At 69.8% G+C, this 14,710-nt stretch carries 14 protein-coding genes; 8 read left to right on the top strand and 6 right to left on the bottom strand.

The features are described 5' to 3' along the window. Together tal and tkt are read right to left on the bottom strand one after the other, a co-directional pair. Nucleotides 1-1,119 (bottom strand): transaldolase, encoded by a 1,119-nt coding sequence (tal, locus tag JIX55_RS13080; RefSeq protein ID WP_257563473.1) that lies wholly within the window; start codon nt 1,117-1,119, stop codon nt 1-3. Nucleotides 1,120-1,153: 34 nt separating this feature from the next. After that, complete coding sequence (gene tkt / locus JIX55_RS13075; RefSeq protein ID WP_257563472.1) at nt 1,154-3,241, bottom strand: transketolase; 2,088 nt, start codon at nt 3,239-3,241, stop codon at nt 1,154-1,156. 375 nt (nt 3,242-3,616) lie between these two features. Between tkt and JIX55_RS13070 the strand changes: the two genes are divergently transcribed. From JIX55_RS13070 to JIX55_RS13055, 4 genes are all read left to right on the top strand, one after another. Then, nucleotides 3,617-4,573, top strand: a complete 957-nt coding sequence (locus JIX55_RS13070; RefSeq protein ID WP_257563471.1) for a heme o synthase — start codon at nt 3,617-3,619, stop codon at nt 4,571-4,573. A gap of 158 nt (nt 4,574-4,731) precedes the next feature. Further along, on the top strand, nt 4,732-5,094 hold the full coding sequence (locus tag JIX55_RS13065) for a hypothetical protein (protein WP_257563470.1): 363 nt from the start codon (nt 4,732-4,734) through the stop codon (nt 5,092-5,094). Nucleotides 5,095-5,152: 58 nt separating this feature from the next. After that, the gene (locus tag JIX55_RS13060; RefSeq protein ID WP_257563469.1) at nt 5,153-6,259 is read left to right on the top strand and encodes an amidohydrolase; all 1,107 of its coding nucleotides are present in this window, start codon (nt 5,153-5,155) and stop codon (nt 6,257-6,259) included. Between the two features lie 45 nt (nt 6,260-6,304). After that, nucleotides 6,305-7,117 (top strand): nucleotidyltransferase, encoded by an 813-nt coding sequence (locus JIX55_RS13055; RefSeq protein WP_257563468.1) that lies wholly within the window; start codon nt 6,305-6,307, stop codon nt 7,115-7,117. A gap of 1 nt (nt 7,118) precedes the next feature. On the opposite strand, the gene JIX55_RS13050 is transcribed toward JIX55_RS13055, so the two are convergent. The 4 genes from JIX55_RS13050 to JIX55_RS13035 all read right to left on the bottom strand — a co-directional run bounded on the left by JIX55_RS13050 (nt 7,119) and on the right by JIX55_RS13035 (nt 10,826). Further along, on the bottom strand, nt 7,119-8,132 hold the full coding sequence (locus JIX55_RS13050; RefSeq protein WP_257563467.1) for a COX15/CtaA family protein: 1,014 nt from the start codon (nt 8,130-8,132) through the stop codon (nt 7,119-7,121). 70 nt (nt 8,133-8,202) lie between these two features. Further along, a complete protein-coding gene (locus JIX55_RS13045) occupies nt 8,203-8,919 on the bottom strand; it encodes an ABC transporter permease (protein ID WP_257569318.1) in 717 nt (238 codons plus the stop codon). 139 nt (nt 8,920-9,058) lie between these two features. Continuing rightward, on the bottom strand, nt 9,059-9,982 hold the full coding sequence (locus JIX55_RS13040; RefSeq protein WP_257563466.1) for an ABC transporter ATP-binding protein: 924 nt from the start codon (nt 9,980-9,982) through the stop codon (nt 9,059-9,061). Between the two features lie 10 nt (nt 9,983-9,992). Beyond that, nucleotides 9,993-10,826: an aminoglycoside N(3)-acetyltransferase gene (locus tag JIX55_RS13035; protein WP_257563465.1), complete on the bottom strand. Its 834-nt coding sequence runs from the start codon at nt 10,824-10,826 to the stop codon at nt 9,993-9,995. A 161-nt stretch (nt 10,827-10,987) separates the two neighbouring features. On the opposite strand from JIX55_RS13035, the gene JIX55_RS13030 reads away from it, so the two are divergent. From JIX55_RS13030 to JIX55_RS13015, 4 genes are all read left to right on the top strand, one after another. Continuing rightward, nucleotides 10,988-11,722: a helix-turn-helix transcriptional regulator gene (locus JIX55_RS13030; RefSeq protein WP_257563464.1), complete on the top strand. Its 735-nt coding sequence runs from the start codon at nt 10,988-10,990 to the stop codon at nt 11,720-11,722. Next, a complete protein-coding gene (sufB, locus tag JIX55_RS13025; protein WP_257546717.1) occupies nt 11,719-13,143 on the top strand; it encodes a Fe-S cluster assembly protein SufB in 1,425 nt (474 codons plus the stop codon). The genes JIX55_RS13030 and sufB overlap by 4 nt, the downstream gene beginning before the upstream one ends. A gap of 62 nt (nt 13,144-13,205) precedes the next feature. Next, the gene (sufD, locus tag JIX55_RS13020; protein ID WP_257563463.1) at nt 13,206-14,387 is read left to right on the top strand and encodes a Fe-S cluster assembly protein SufD; all 1,182 of its coding nucleotides are present in this window, start codon (nt 13,206-13,208) and stop codon (nt 14,385-14,387) included. After that, nucleotides 14,387-14,704, top strand: a complete 318-nt coding sequence (locus JIX55_RS13015; RefSeq protein ID WP_030948995.1) for a non-heme iron oxygenase ferredoxin subunit — start codon at nt 14,387-14,389, stop codon at nt 14,702-14,704. Before sufD ends, JIX55_RS13015 begins: the two co-directional genes overlap by 1 nt. Nucleotides 14,705-14,710: the final 6 nt, after the last annotated feature.

Genomic DNA, 14,710 nt, shown 5'->3' with positions numbered 1-14,710 from the left:
TCAGCCCTCCGAGGGTGCGAGGCGCTCGAGCTCCGCCTCGGTCGACTTGAGCAGGTCGTTCCAGGACGCCTCGAACTTCTCGACGCCCTCGTCCTCCAGCAGCTGCACGACCTCGTCGTACGAGATGCCGAGCTTCTCGACCGCGTCCAGCTCGGCACGCGCCTGCGCGTACGTCCCCGAGATCGCGTCGCCGCGGATCTCGCCGCTCTCCGCGGTCGCCTCCAGCGTGGCCTCCGGCATGGTGTTCACCGTGTTCGGCGCGACCAGCTCGTCGACGTACAGCGTGCTCTTGTACGCCGGGTCCTTCACGCCGGTCGAGGCCCACAGCGGACGCTGCTTGTTGGCGCCCGCGCTCTCCAGGTCGCTCCAGCGCTTGCCGTCGAAGACCTCTTCGTACGCCTGGTAGGCCAGGCGCGCGTTGGCGACACCGGCCTTGCCGCGCGCGGCCTTGGCCTCGTCGGTGCCGAGCGCGTCGATGCGCTTGTCGATCTCGGTGTCCACGCGGGACACGAAGAAGGACGCCACAGAGTGGATCTTGGAGAGGTCCAGGCCGCGCTCCTTGGCCTTCTCCAGGCCGGCGAGGTAGGCGTCCATGACCGCGCGGTAGCGCTCCAGGGAGAAGATCAGCGTGACGTTGACGCTGATACCGAGGCCGATGGTCTCGGTGATCGCGGGCAGGCCCGCCTTCGTCGCCGGGATCTTGATCAGGGTGTTCGGGCGGTCGACGAGCCAGGCCAGCTGCTTGGCCTCGGCGACGGTCGCCCCGGTGTTGTGGGCGAGGCGCGGGTCGACTTCGATGGAGACCCGGCCGTCCTGACCGCCGGTCGCGTCGAAGACCGGACGCAGGATGTCGGCGGCGTCGCGGACGTCCGCCGTCGTGATCATGCGGATGGCCTCTTCCACGGTGACCTTGCGGGCGGCGAGGTCCGCGAGCTGCTGCTCGTAGCCGTCACCGCTGCTGATCGCCTTCTGGAAGATCGACGGGTTGGTGGTGACGCCCACGACGTGCTGCTGGTCGATCAGCTCGGCGAGGTTGCCGGACGTGATGCGCTTGCGCGACAGGTCGTCCAGCCAGATCGCGACGCCCTCCTCGGAGAGGCGCTTGAGTGCGTCTGTCATGGAATTACATCTCCTACGTGTCGTGTATAGAGCGTCAGCGCTGAGCGGCCGCGAGGGATTCCTGCGCGACCGCGGCCACGTTCTCGGCAGTGAAGCCGAACTCGCGGAAAAGGACCTTGCCGTCGGCCGAAGCGCCGAAGTGCTCCAGCGAAACGATGCGACCGGCGTCACCGACGTACCGGTGCCAGGTCAGACCGATACCGGCCTCGACCGCGACACGCGCCTTGACGGACGGCGGCAGAACGCTGTCCCGGTACCCCTGGTCCTGCTCCTCGAACCACTCCACGGACGGCATGGACACGACCCGGGTGGGCACGCCCTGCGCCTGAAGCCGCTCACGCGCCTCCACGGCCACGTGCACCTCGGAGCCGGTGGCGATCAGGATGACCTGCGCCTCGCCGCCATCGGCGTCGAAGAGGACATAACCACCCCTGGCGGCATCCTCGTTGGCCTCGTACGTCGGCACGCCCTGGCGGGTCAGCGCGAGGCCGTGCGGGGCGCCCTTGCCGAACTCCTTGGTGTAGCGCTTGAGGATCTCGCGCCAGGCGATCGCCGTCTCGTTGGCGTCGGCCGGGCGGACCACGTTCAGGCCCGGGATCGCGCGCAGCGCGGCCAGGTGCTCGACCGGCTGGTGGGTCGGGCCGTCCTCGCCGAGACCGATGGAGTCGTGCGTCCACACGTACGTCACCGGCAGGTGCATCAGCGCCGACAGGCGGACCGCGTTGCGCATGTAGTCGGAGAACACGAGGAACGTGCCGCCGAAGATACGGGTGTTGCCGTGCAGCGCGATGCCGTTCATCTCCGCGGCCATGGCGTGCTCACGGATACCGAAGTGGATCGTGCGGCCGTACGGATTCGCCTCCGGCAGCGGGTTGTCCGCGGGAAGGAAGGACGACGTCTTGTCGATCGTCGTGTTGTTCGAACCCGCCAGGTCGGCGGAGCCGCCCCACAGCTCGGGGATCACCGCGCCGAGCGCCTGCAGCACCTTGCCGGACGCGGCACGGGTGGCGACACCCTTGCCCGTCTCGAACTCCGGCAGGTGCGACTCCCAGCCCTCGGGCAGTTCGCCCGCGCTGATCCGGTCGAACTCGGCGGCGCGCCCCGCGTTGTTGTTCCGCCACTCCTGGAGCTGCTTCTCCCAGGCGGCCCGGGCCTCACGGCCACGCTCGCCCAGGGCGCGCGTGTGCTCGATGACCTCGCCGGAGACCTCGAAGTCCTTCTCCGGGTCGAAGCCGAGGACGCGCTTGGTGGCCGAGACCTCGTCCGCGCCGAGCGCCGAGCCGTGCGCGGCCTCGGTGTTCTGGGCGTTCGGGGCCGGCCAGGCGATGATCGAGCGCATCGCGATGAACGACGGCTTGTCGGTGACCGCCTTCGCCTTCTGGATCGCCGCGTACAGCGCGGCCGGGTCGAGGTCGCCGTTCTCCTTGGGCTCGACGCGCTGCACGTGCCAGCCGTACGCCTCGTACCGCTTGGCGGTGTCCTCGGAGACGGCCGTTTCGGTGTCGCCCTCGATCGAGATGTGGTTGTCGTCCCACAGCATCACGAGGTTGCCGAGCTTCTGGTGACCGGCCAGCGAGGACGCCTCCGCGGAGATGCCCTCCTGGAGGCAGCCGTCACCGGCGATCACGAAGATGTGGTGGTCGAACGGCGACTCGCCCTCGGCGGCCTCCGGGTCGAACAGACCACGCTCGTAGCGGGCGGCCATCGCCATGCCCACGGCGTTGGCGACACCCTGGCCCAGCGGCCCGGTCGTCGTCTCGACGCCCTTGGTGTGCCCGTACTCCGGGTGGCCCGGGGTCTTCGAACCCCAGGTGCGGAAGGACTCCAGGTCCGCCAGCTCCAGGCCGAAGCCGCCCAGGTACAGCTGGATGTAGAGGGTCAAGGAGGAGTGGCCCGCGGACAGGACGAACCGGTCACGGCCCACCCAGTCGGGGTCGGCGGGGTCGTGGCGCATCACCTTCTGGAAGAGGGTGTACGCGGCGGGCGCGAGGCTCATCGCCGTACCCGGATGGCCGTTGCCGACCTTCTGTACGGCGTCGGCGGCCAGGACTCGGGCGGTGTCGACGGCCCGCTGGTCCAGTTCGGTCCACGCGAGATCTGTAGTGGTCGGCTTGGTGCTCACCCTGGGTCAGGGCTCCTCTCCAGATGTCTGGTGCCGGTGTCCTTCACGGCACCGGCCGTTGTCGAGCCTACCCCCGTAGGAACGCGCATTTTTTCGAGTCATTCCAGACTGCCGGGACTATGTCCGGTCCGCCTCCCGACCGGTGGTTCCGCATACTGAGACCAGGGGGTTCCGCTGTTCGACATCTGAATACGGAGCCGCTCATCCGACTGCTCAACCGAAGTGTGTTCGGCTCGCCGCGGGGTGCCTCCCAACACGAGCCGACCCCCTTGAAAGGCTGGCTCTGGGCAACGTCTACAGTGGCGTGGTACGCGCGAGCCGTTACGGGGAGTTCACAACCGGAGGCTTGCTGAGGAGTCTCTGTCAGGGGTGTGCGTGACGGCCGTCGAATCCCGTTCACCGGGAGTGCTGGGCGCGAGCAGCACGAGCAGCAACCGGGGTCAGCGGCCGATCGGGGCCAGAGTCAAGGCGTTCGTGGCGCTCACGAAGCCGCGGATCATCGAACTGCTGCTGATCACCACGGTTCCGGTGATGTTCCTGGCCGAGCAGGGCGTCCCCGACCTCTGGTTGGTGCTCGCCACGTGCATCGGCGGTTACCTCTCCGCGGGCGGCGCCAACGCGCTCAACATGTACATCGACCGCGACATCGACGCGCTCATGGAGCGCACCTCGCAGCGCCCGCTGGTCACCGGCATGGTCACCCCGCGTGAGGGTCTCGTCTTCGGCATCACCCTCGCCGTCGTCTCCACCCTCTGGTTCGGCGTCCTCGTCAACTGGCTGTCCGCCTGGCTGTCGCTCGGGGCGCTCCTCTTCTACGTCGTCGTCTACACGATGATCCTCAAACGACGTACGTCGCAGAACATCGTCTGGGGCGGCATCGCCGGCTGCATGCCCGTCCTCATCGGCTGGTCCGCCGTCACGAACTCGATGTCCTGGGCCGCCGTCATCCTCTTCCTCGTCATCTTCTTCTGGACCCCGCCGCACTACTGGCCCCTCTCCATGAAGGTGAAGGACGACTACGCCCGCGTCGGCGTCCCGATGCTCCCGGTGGTCGCCTCCAACAAGGTGGTCGCGCGGCAGATCGTCATCTACAGCTGGGTGATGGTCGCGGTGTCCTTGATGCTGACCCCGCTCGGCTACACGGGCTGGTTCTACACATCGGTGGCCCTGGTGACGGGCGGCTGGTGGCTCTGGGAGGCGCACGCGCTGAACAACAGGGCGAAGGGCGGCGCCGTGGGCGCCAAGCTCAAGGAAATGCGCCTGTTCCACTGGTCGATCACGTATGTGTCGCTGGTGTTCGTGGCGGTCGCGGTGGACCCCTTCCTCCGCTGAGTTCTTGCCCGCGGGCGGTTCGTGGCTTGTCGCGCCCACGCGGAGCCGCACATCGAAACAGTCCCGCGCCCCTGAAAGAACAGGGGCGCGGGTTTCGTGTTCAAGGCCACGTAGCCCTGCCGTCGCCCGCTGCCCTACCCCTCGGTAGCATCCTGACCATGGCAGACACCAAGCAGGTTGACGAAGCCAAGGACGCCAAGCAGGCCGCCAAGGCCGAGCGCCGAGCGACCCGGCTGGCCAAGCAGATCGGCGCCTTCTCCAAGGCCCACGGCGGTGCCGAGGCCCAGGTCGCCTACATGGGCCAGCGTGGAGCGAGGATCGTGCTCGTCGGCGAGGACGGCGGCTGGGGCGACCTGGTGGCACCGTCGTACGCGATCGCCGAGGAAGCCGTGAAGAAGGCCGGGGTCACGGCGCACGAGGACTTCGACGGGGAGTTCGCCGCCAAGGTGAGGACCGGCCCCTACGAGTGGACGCGGATGGCCGGAATCCAGGTCGGCGGACCGAGCAACAGCAACACCTGAGCCGGGCTCACCCGTTAGGACCTGTGGGAGCACACAGGTCCAGCCTCGGGGAGTCCGGATGATCGAAGCGCCGTCCCTCGTGGACCAGTACTGCCACGGCGTACTGAGAACGGAGCTGGGCCTCGGCACCTTCGAGGCCCACCTCGCCCGCAGTGAGGGACCGCCGGCGCCCGGCACCACCTTCTTCGACACCCAGACGGGCTTCGCGGTACGCCGCTGGTGCCCGCCCCTGCTGGGCCTGGAACCCCACTGCCCACCGGCCCGCTACCTCGCCCGACGCCGTGAACTGGGCGTGGTGGAGGCGGGTCGCAGACTGCTGCGGGGCAGCGGCATCACCACCTACCTCGTCGACACCGGGCTGCCGGGCGACCTCACCGGACCGGGCGAGATGGCCTCCACCGCAGACGCGGACGCACACGAGATCGTCCGCCTCGAACTCCTCGCCGAACAGGTCGCCGACACCTCCGGCACCGTCGAGTCGTTCCTGGCCAATCTCGCCGAGTCGGTGCACGCGGCGGCCGCGCACGCCGTCGCCTTCGCGTCGGTGGCGGGCGTACGGCACGGCCTGGCACTGGCGCCCGAACCCCCCGGGCCGGGTGAGGTGCGGGGCGCGGTGGGGCGCTGGCTCACGCACCGGCCGGTCGGCGGGGAGCTCACCGACCCGGTCCTCCTCCGCCATCTGCTGTGGATCGCCGTCGCCTCCGGCCGCCCCCTCCAACTCCACGCCGGCCTCGGCGAACCGGGCCTGCGCATCGACCGTACGGACCCCGTCCTGCTCACCGACTTCGCCCGCGCCACGGCGGGCCTCGGCACCGACCTGGTCCTGCTGCACGGCTACCCCTACCACCGCCACGCGGCCCATCTCGCCGGCGTCTTCCCGCACGTCTACGCCGACCTGGGCGCCGAACTCGTCCGCACCGGCGCCCGGGCCGCCGCCGTACTCGCCGAGGTCCTGGAACTCGCCCCCTTCGGCAAGCTCCTCTTCTCCAGCGGCGCCCACGGCCTGCCCGAACTGCACGTGGTCGGGGCCCGGCTGTTCCGGGAGGCGCTGGCACGGGTGCTGGGGACCTGGGTGGCGGAGGGCGCGTGGTCGCCGGCGGACGCGCAGCGCGTGGCGGGGCTGATCGCGGCGGGGAACGCGCACCGGGTGTACGGGTTGGAGTGAGCCGTCGGGTGTACGGGGTCGGGGCGAGCTGTACAGACTGGGCGTATGACACGCAGCGACGGGACCATCGCCGAGCCCACTCCCTTATTCGGCAGCACCACCGGGACCGCGGCCCTGGCCGACACCAGCCCCGAGACCGCCGCCCTGCTCGACCGCTTCCTCGATGAACTCCAGGACGGCCTGGCCCCGCTCGCCGTCTGGGCCCACGGCTCCCTCGGCGGGGGCGACTACCAGCAGGGCCGCAGCGACCTGGACCTGATCGCCGTGCTGACCGGACCGGTCACGGCGAGGACGGTCTGGCGGGTGGCACGGCTGCACGCCCGTCTGCGCCACGAACCGCTGGCCGCCCTGCTGCACTGCACCTATCTGACACCCGGCACCGCGGACGACGCCCAGCGCAAGCACCTCACCTGGGCGCACGAACAGCTGTTCCGGCGGACGGTCACCCCGGTCACCCGGCGCGAGCTGCACACCTTCGGGCTGGTCCTGCACGGCGAATCGCCCCGGGCGCTGCTGCCGCCGGTGTCGGACATCGAGCTGGACGCGTTCATCGTCCGCGATCAGCAGGAGTACCGGCGTCTGCTGGTCGACAAGGCCCACCTCTGGGACCAGGACGTCTGGGTCGACCTCGGTCTGCTCACCTACGCCCGCGCCACCGCCGCCTTGCGCGACGGCCGCCTGATCTCCAAGCGCGAGGCCCTGGACCTGCTGCCCACCCTGGGCGCGCCCGCCGAGGTGGTCGACGACATCAGGCGGCGCCGGTACGGGGAGCGGGCCGAAGAGGTGCTGTGCCGGGGCGAGCTGACCCGGTTGTTCCTCGGCCCGGCGATCGACGACCTCGTACGGACGTACGGCTGACTCAGCCGCGCGCGGCGACCGGCGTCTCCGCGGCTGCCGGAGCGGGCACGTCGACCTCGGCCGCCGGTCGTTCCCGCAGGGCCAGCAGCACCCGGAGGGTCGCGATCCACACCAGGCAGGAGCCCAGCATGTGGGCGCCGACCAGGATCTCGGGGAGGTCGGTGAAGTACTGGACGTAGCCGATCGCGCCCTGGGCGAGGAGAACCAGGAACAGCTCGCGGGTGCGGTCCAGCGGTCCGCGTGGGGCGTCGACCGCTTTCAGGACGAACCACAGGGCGAAGGTGAGCGTGACCACGATCCAGGCCAGGACGGCGTGCAGCTTGCTGACGGCCTCCCAGTCGACCGGCATGCGCGGTACATCGCTGGAGTCACCGGCGTGCGGCCCCGCGCCGGTGACGACCGTGCCGACCAGGATCAGCAGGGCGCAGACGGCGATCATGGCCCACACCAGCTGCCGCACCGCCTTGCCGACCAGCGGCCGGGGTGCCTCGTCGCTCTCCGGCACGCGATGCCACATGACGACGGCGACCGTGATGAGCGCGGTGGTGGCCAGGAAGTGGGCCGCGACCGTGTACGGGTTCAGGCCGACCAGGACCACGATGCCGCCGAGCACCGCGTTGCTCATGACGACCCAGAACTGCGCCCAGCCCAGCCGGGTGAGGCCGCGTCGCATCGGCTTCTGCGCCCGCGCCGCGATGATCGCCCAGCCGACCGCCGCACAGAGCACGTACGTCAGCATGCGGTTGCCGAACTCGATGTAGCCGTGCACGCCCATCGCACGGGTCGCGGTGAGCGAGTCGGCGGTGCACTTGGGCCAGGTCGGGCAGCCGAGGCCCGACCCGGTGAGCCGTACGGCACCGCCGGTCACCACGATGACCACCGCCATGACGAGAGCGGCGAGGGCCGCACGCCGGACCGTTCTGGGGTCCGGGGTCCAGCGTTCGGCGATGAAGGCGAGCGGGTTGCGCGCAGCGGAGACGAGGTCGTCGCGGGTCACTTTCGGCACGCGCACCATCGTAGGCCGACGCTTGTGCACGTATTCACGAGGGGTGGGCCCCCTCCGTGACCGCCGCCGTGACCTGCGCCTACTCCCAGCGGAAGAAGCGTGCCGCCGCGCCCAGCCCGAGCACCGCCCACACGGCGAGGATCCCGAGGTCGCCCCACGGCATCCCGGCCCCGTGCTGGAGGACATCCCGCAGACCGTCCGACAGGGCGGCGATCGGCAGCAGTCCGAGCACGCTCTGCGCCGCGTCCGGGAACTTGTCCAGCGGGACCACCACGCCACCGCCCACGAGCAGCAGCAGGAACACCAGGTTCGCCGCCGCCAGCGTCGCCTCCGCCTTCAGCGTGCCCGCCATCAGCAGACCGAGGCCGGAGAAGGCGGCCGTACCGAGGACCAGCAGGAGCAGTACGGCGAAGGGGTTGCCGTGCGGCGACCACCCCATCGCGAAGGCGATCACCGTGAGGAGGACGACCTGGAGGATCTCCGTGACCAGCACGGACAGGGTCTTCGCGGTCATCAGGCCCCAGCGGGGAAGCGGCGAGACCGCCAGCCGCTTCAGAACGCCGTAGCGGCGCTCGAAGCCCGTGGCGATCGCCTGCCCGGTGAACGCCGTCGACATCACGGCGAGCGCGAGGATGCCGGGGGCCAGGAAGTCGACCGCCTTCCCCTCGCCCGTGTCGACGATGTCGACCGAACCGAACAGCACCAGCAGCAGGGTCGGGATGACAACCGTCAGGAGCAGCTGCTCGCCGTTGCGCAGCAGCATCTTCGTCTCCAGGACCGCCTGCGCCGCGATCATGCGGGGGAGGGGGGCGGCGCCCGGCTTCGGCGTGTAGGTGCCGGTGGTCACGAGCGCAGCTCCTTGCCGGTCAGCTCCAGGCTGTGCCTTTCCGGGGGATAACCCCCGGACCCCCAGCCGATCCATGGGTTGGCCCGGATCATGAACGCAGCTCCTTGCCGGTCAGCTCCAGAAAGACGTCTTCGAGGGTGTGCCGTTCCACCGAGATCCGGTCCGGCATCACCCCGTGCTGGGCGCACCAGGAGGTGACCGTCGCGAGGAGCTGCGGGTTGATCTTGCCGGTCACCCGGTAGACACCGGGCGTCAGTTCGACGGCGGTGGAGTCCGCCGGGAGGGCCTTCAGCAGGGAGCCGACGTCGAGGGCGGGGCGGCCGGTGAAGCGGAGGGTGTTCTCGGCGCCGCCCCGGCACAACTGCTCGGGCGTGCCCTGGGCGATGACCCGGCCGGCGTCGATGATCGCGACGTCGTCGGCGAGCTGCTCGGCCTCGTCCATGTAGTGCGTGGTGAGGATGACCGAGACGCCGTCCGTGCGCAGATCCCGGACGAGCTCCCAGGTCGCCCGGCGGGCCTGCGGGTCGAGGCCGGCGGTCGGCTCGTCCAGGAAGACCAGCTCGGGGCGGCCCACGACGGCCATGGCGAGGGCGAGGCGCTGCTGCTGGCCGCCGGAGAGCCGCCGGTAGGTCGTCCGGCCGCAGCTGCCGAGGCCCAGGCGCTCGATGAGGGCGTCCACGTCGAGGGGGTGGGCGTGCAGCTTGGCCACGTGCCGCAGCATCTCGTCGGCGCGGGCGCCGGAGTAGACGCCGCCGGACTGGAGCATCACGCCGAGCCGGGGGCGCAGGGCCGCCGCCTCGCGGACCGGGTCGAGGCCGAGGACGGAGACCGAGCCGGAGTCCGGCTTCCGATAGCCCTCGCAGGTCTCGATCGTGGTCGTCTTGCCCGCGCCGTTGGGGCCGAGCACGGCGGTGACGCCCACTCCGGCCACCAGGTCGAGGCCGTCCACCGCGGTCTTGTCGCCGTACCGCTTCACCAGGGACCGGACCTGGACCACGGGGTCACTTCGCATGGGCCCGAGTCTAGGTACGCGGCCGGGTGCCGAGGTGGCCGGGGCCGGATGTCCCCTCCTCACGGGGGCGGTGCATCGGGAGCCAGCGCTCGGCGTACGCCACCGCGTCGGCCACCGGGAACAGACGTATGTCCGCCGCGCCCGCCTTTCCCCGTACGACCTCGTGGTCGCGCTCGAAGTCCCACCCCAGCTCGTCGAAGCGGTCCGAGTCGATCGACACCTCCGTCACCACCTCCCAGCCGTCCGGGCCCGGACGGCCGACCTGGACCAGGGGCGCGGGAATCCGGTATTCGGCGAGGTGGAAGCTGGTGCAGGATTCGTAGCCCGCGCCGAGCAGGAGCACGCGGGCACCCGCCTTCTCCAGCCGGGCCAGGGGGCTGCGCTCGCCGAGGCGGCAGTCGGGGGCGTGGTCCGCGAGGATCGCCGCCGCGCCCGGGCCGATCGCCGCGAAGGACGTCTGGGGGTGCGCGCTGCGCAGGGCGCCCGGCCAGGTCCGTACCGTCTCGGGGATCACGCCGATCCCGCGCGTGGGTGTGGTGCGCGGGTCGTAGGCGGGCATGGTGGACCGGATCAGCTCCCACCACTCCTGCGGCACCGGCGGGTACGCCCACAGCGCCGGGTCCGAGAGCTGGCCGGTCTGGCTGGGGACGACCAGGGTGCCGTCCGGACCGAGGGTGTCGAGCAGGGCCCGGACGACCGTGACGGAGCCTCCGCAGACCCAGCCGAGCGCGCTGAGCGAGGAGTGCACAAGCAGGGTCTCGCCGGGGTTGACACCGGCGGCGCGCAGGTCTGCGGCCAAGCCCTCGCGGGTGACAAGAGGGCCGGTGGGAGGGGTTGTCGACATGGTGTGGCAGTCTTCCGGAGCGGCCTTCGCGGCGCCACCTGTTTGATCGATCAATGATCGTTTCCGCAGGTCATGTTAGGTATGCCTAAGTGATGCACGGCACCGTCCGCCTGTCCGGACGCGGCTTGCCCAGCCCTGAGGAATTACGCAACAATGGCGTTGTGAAAAACGTTGGCGAGGCTCCGCAGGAGGAACTCGCGACCGGTGAGCGCTCTACACGCAACCGGGTCGCGCGGTCCATCCTGGATCACGGCCCGTCCACCGTGGCCGACCTCGCCGGACGCCTCGGGCTCACCCAGGCGGCCGTCCGCCGGCACCTCGACGCACTGGTCGCCGACGACGTCGTGGAACCCCGTGAGCAGCGTGTCTACGGCGCGCGCACGCGCGGGCGCCCGGCCAAGGTGTTCGCCCTGACGGACTGCGGACGCGACGCCTTCGACCAGTCGTACGACAAGCTCGCCGCGGACGCGCTCCGCTGGATCGCGGACCAGGAGGGCGGGGAGCAGGCCGTCGCCGCCTTCGCCCGGGCCCGGGTCGCCGCCCAGGGCGGCGCCTACCGCAAGGCCGTCGAGGCCGCGGACCCCGAACAGAAGACCGAAGCCCTGGCCAAGGCCTTGAGTGCCGACGGGTACGCTGCTACGGCACGCAGTGCCCCCCACCCTCACCAGGGTGAGCAGCTCTGCCAGCACCACTGCCCGGTAGCCCATGTGGCCGAGCAGTTCCCGCAGCTCTGCGAGGCCGAGACCGAGCTCTTCGCCGAACTGCTCGGTACGCACGTCCAGCGGCTGGCCACCATCGCCCACGGCGACGGCGTCTGCACGACGTTCATCCCCAGAATTTCCAAGACAGCCACCGACACCGCATCTGCAAGTACCGCCGGGAGGAACCCCGCATGACGCTCCCCATCGAGGAGACTGCCCACCCCGAGCTCGAGGGTCTGGGCAACTACGAATACGGCTGGGCCGACTCCGACGTGGCCGGTGCCTCTGCCAAGCGCGGTATCAACGAGGACGTCGTCCGCGACATCTCCGCGAAGAAGAACGAGCCGGAGTGGATGACCAAGCTCCGTCTCAAGGGCCTGCGCCTGTTCGAGAAGAAGCCCATGCCGAACTGGGGCTCGGACCTGTCGGGCATCGACTTCGACAACATCAAGTACTTCGTGCGCTCCACGGAGAAGCAGGCGGAGTCCTGGGAGGACCTGCCCGAGGACATCAAGAACACGTACGACAAGCTCGGCATCCCCGAGGCGGAGAAGCAGCGCCTCGTCGCCGGTGTCGCGGCCCAGTACGAGTCCGAGGTCGTCTACCACCAGATCCGCGAGGACCTGGAGGAGCAGGGCGTCATCTTCCTGGACACCGACACGGCCCTGAAGGAGCACCCGGAGCTCTTCAAGGAGTACTTCGGCACGGTCATCCCGGTCGGCGACAACAAGTTCGCGTCGCTGAACACCGCGGTGTGGTCCGGCGGCTCCTTCATCTACGTGCCGAAGGGCGTGCACGTGGAGATCCCGCTCCAGGCCTACTTCCGTATCAACACGGAGAACATGGGCCAGTTCGAGCGGACGCTGATCATCGTCGACGAGGACGCCTACGTCCACTACGTCGAGGGTTGTACGGCGCCGATCTACAAGTCGGACTCCCTGCACTCCGCGGTGGTCGAGATCATCGTGAAGAAGGGCGCCCGCTGCCGCTACACGACCATCCAGAACTGGTCGAACAACGTCTACAACCTGGTCACCAAGCGCGCCGTGGCGTACGAGGGCGCGACCATGGAGTGGATCGACGGCAACATCGGCTCCAAGGTCACCATGAAGTACCCGGCCGTCTACCTGATGGGCGAGCACGCCAAGGGCGAGACCCTCTCCATCGCCTTCGCGGGCGAGGGGCAGCACCAGGACGCCGGCTCCAAGATGGTCCACATGGCGCCGAACACCTCCTCCAACATCGTCTCCAAGTCGGTGGCGCGCGGTGGCGGTCGTACGTCCTACCGTGGTCTGGTGGAGATCGGCGAGGGCGCCCACGGCTCCAAGTCGAACGTGCTGTGCGACGCGCTGCTCGTCGACACCATCTCCCGCTCCGACACGTACCCCTACGTGGACGTCCGCGAGGACGACGTGTCCATGGGCCACGAGGCGACCGTCTCCAAGGTCTCCGAGGACCAGCTCTTCTACCTGATGAGCCGCGGCCTGAGCGAGTTCGAGGCGATGGCGATGATCGTGCGCGGCTTCGTCGAGCCCATCGCGAAGGAGCTGCCCATGGAGTACGCCCTTGAGCTCAACCGGCTGATCGAGCTGCAGATGGAAGGCGCGGTCGGTTAAGACCCGCAGTCCTGAAACCAGCTAGCGAATTCTGACGTAGGAAAGAGAGCAGACCGACAGCCATGGCTGACGCTCAGAACATCCCGGTGGGCTCCACCACCGCCGGCCAGATCGCGGTGGCCGCAGAGTCGACCGTCGCCACGCGCATGAGCGCGCCCCCGTCCTTCGACGTGCGGGACTTCCCGGTCCCGCACGGCCGTGAGGAGGAGTGGCGGTTCACCCCGCTGGAGCGGCTGCGCGGACTGCACGACGGCACCGCGGTCGCCACCGGCGACGGCCTGAAGGTCGACATCGACGCCCCCGAGGGCGTCGTCGTCGAGACCGTCGGCCGTGACGACGCCCGCCTCGGCAAGGCGGGCACCCCGGTGGACCGCATCGCCGCCCAGGCCTACTCGGCGTTCGAGAAGGCCGGAGTGATCACCGTCCCCAAGGAGACGGTGCTCACCGAGCCGATCCGCATCGCCGTGCACGGCGAGGGCGGCACCGCCTTCGCCCACCAGGTCGTGGAACTCGGAGCCTTCGCCGAGGCCGTCGTCGTCATCGACCACACCGGTGACGCCGTGCTCGCCGCCAACGTCGACTACATCCTGGGCGACGGCGCCAAGCTGACCGTCGTCTCCGTCCAGGACTGGGACGACAAGGCCGTGCACGTGGGCCAGCACAACGCGCTGATCGGCCGGGACGCCACCTTCAAGTCGTTCGTGGTCACCTTCGGCGGCGACCTCGTACGCCTGCACCCGCGCGTCTCCTACGCCGGCACGGGCGGCGAGGCCGAGCTCTTCGGTCTGTACTTCACGGACGCCGGTCAGCACCAGGAGCACCGCCTCCTCGTCGACCACAACACCCCGCACTGCAAGTCCAACGTCGCCTACAAGGGCGCGCTCCAGGGCGACGGCGCCCACGCGGTGTGGATCGGCGACGTGCTCATCGAGGCCAAGGCCGAGGGCACGGACACGTACGAGATGAACCGGAACCTGGTCCTGACGGACGGCGCCCGGGTCGACTCGGTGCCGAACCTGGAGATCGAGACCGGCGAGATCGTCGGCGCCGGCCACGCCTCCGCGACCGGCCGCTTCGACGACGAGCAGCTCTTCTACCTGATGGCCCGCGGCATCCCCGCCGACGAGGCCCGTCGCCTGGTGGTCCGCGGCTTCTTCGCCGAGCTGGTCCAGCAGATCGGCGTGGACGACATCCAGGAACGCCTTCTCGTGAAGATCGACGAGGAGCTGGAGGCCACAGTCTGATGGCTTTCGTACGCGCCTGTGGGCTGAGCGAGCTGGAGGAGGACACCCCGAAGCGGGTGGAACTCGACGGCACGCCGGTCTCGGTCGTGCAGACCGAGGGGGAGGTGTTCGCCATCCACGACATCTGCTCGCACGCGAACGTCTCGCTCTCCGAGGGCGAGGTGGAGGACTGCCAGATCGAGTGCTGGCTGCACGGCTCCGCGTTCGACCTCCGCACCGGCAAGCCGTCCGGTCTTCCCGCGACGCGCCCCGTCCCCGTATACCCCGTAAAGATCGAAGGGGACGACGTGCTCGTCTCCCTCACCCAGGAGTCCTGAGGCACC

It is taken from the genome of Streptomyces sp. DSM 40750 (genome assembly GCF_024612035.1).
Lineage (GTDB): Bacteria > Actinomycetota > Actinomycetes > Streptomycetales > Streptomycetaceae > Streptomyces.
The sequence above is the reverse complement of the archived record's forward strand: the minus strand, read 5'-3'. Positions and strand labels throughout refer to the sequence as shown.

What these genes read in the sequence shown, in the direction of transcription:
- JIX55_RS13015 (WP_030948995.1), top strand. Translation starts at nt 14,387, where the DNA reads ATGGCTTTCGTACGCGCCTGTGGGCTGAGCGAGCTGGAGGAGGACACC.
- tal (WP_257563473.1), bottom strand. Translation starts at nt 1,119, where the DNA reads ATGACAGACGCACTCAAGCGCCTCTCCGAGGAGGGCGTCGCGATCTGG.
- sufD (WP_257563463.1), top strand. Translation starts at nt 13,206, where the DNA reads ATGGCTGACGCTCAGAACATCCCGGTGGGCTCCACCACCGCCGGCCAG.
- JIX55_RS13055 (WP_257563468.1), top strand. Translation starts at nt 6,305, where the DNA reads ATGACACGCAGCGACGGGACCATCGCCGAGCCCACTCCCTTATTCGGC.
- JIX55_RS13060 (WP_257563469.1), top strand. Translation starts at nt 5,153, where the DNA reads ATGATCGAAGCGCCGTCCCTCGTGGACCAGTACTGCCACGGCGTACTG.
- JIX55_RS13045 (WP_257569318.1), bottom strand. Translation starts at nt 8,919, where the DNA reads ATGATCGCGGCGCAGGCGGTCCTGGAGACGAAGATGCTGCTGCGCAAC.
- JIX55_RS13065 (WP_257563470.1), top strand. Translation starts at nt 4,732, where the DNA reads ATGGCAGACACCAAGCAGGTTGACGAAGCCAAGGACGCCAAGCAGGCC.
- JIX55_RS13050 (WP_257563467.1), bottom strand. Translation starts at nt 8,132, where the DNA reads ATGGTGCGCGTGCCGAAAGTGACCCGCGACGACCTCGTCTCCGCTGCG.
- sufB (WP_257546717.1), top strand. Translation starts at nt 11,719, where the DNA reads ATGACGCTCCCCATCGAGGAGACTGCCCACCCCGAGCTCGAGGGTCTG.
- JIX55_RS13035 (WP_257563465.1), bottom strand. Translation starts at nt 10,826, where the DNA reads ATGTCGACAACCCCTCCCACCGGCCCTCTTGTCACCCGCGAGGGCTTG.
- JIX55_RS13040 (WP_257563466.1), bottom strand. Translation starts at nt 9,982, where the DNA reads ATGCGAAGTGACCCCGTGGTCCAGGTCCGGTCCCTGGTGAAGCGGTAC.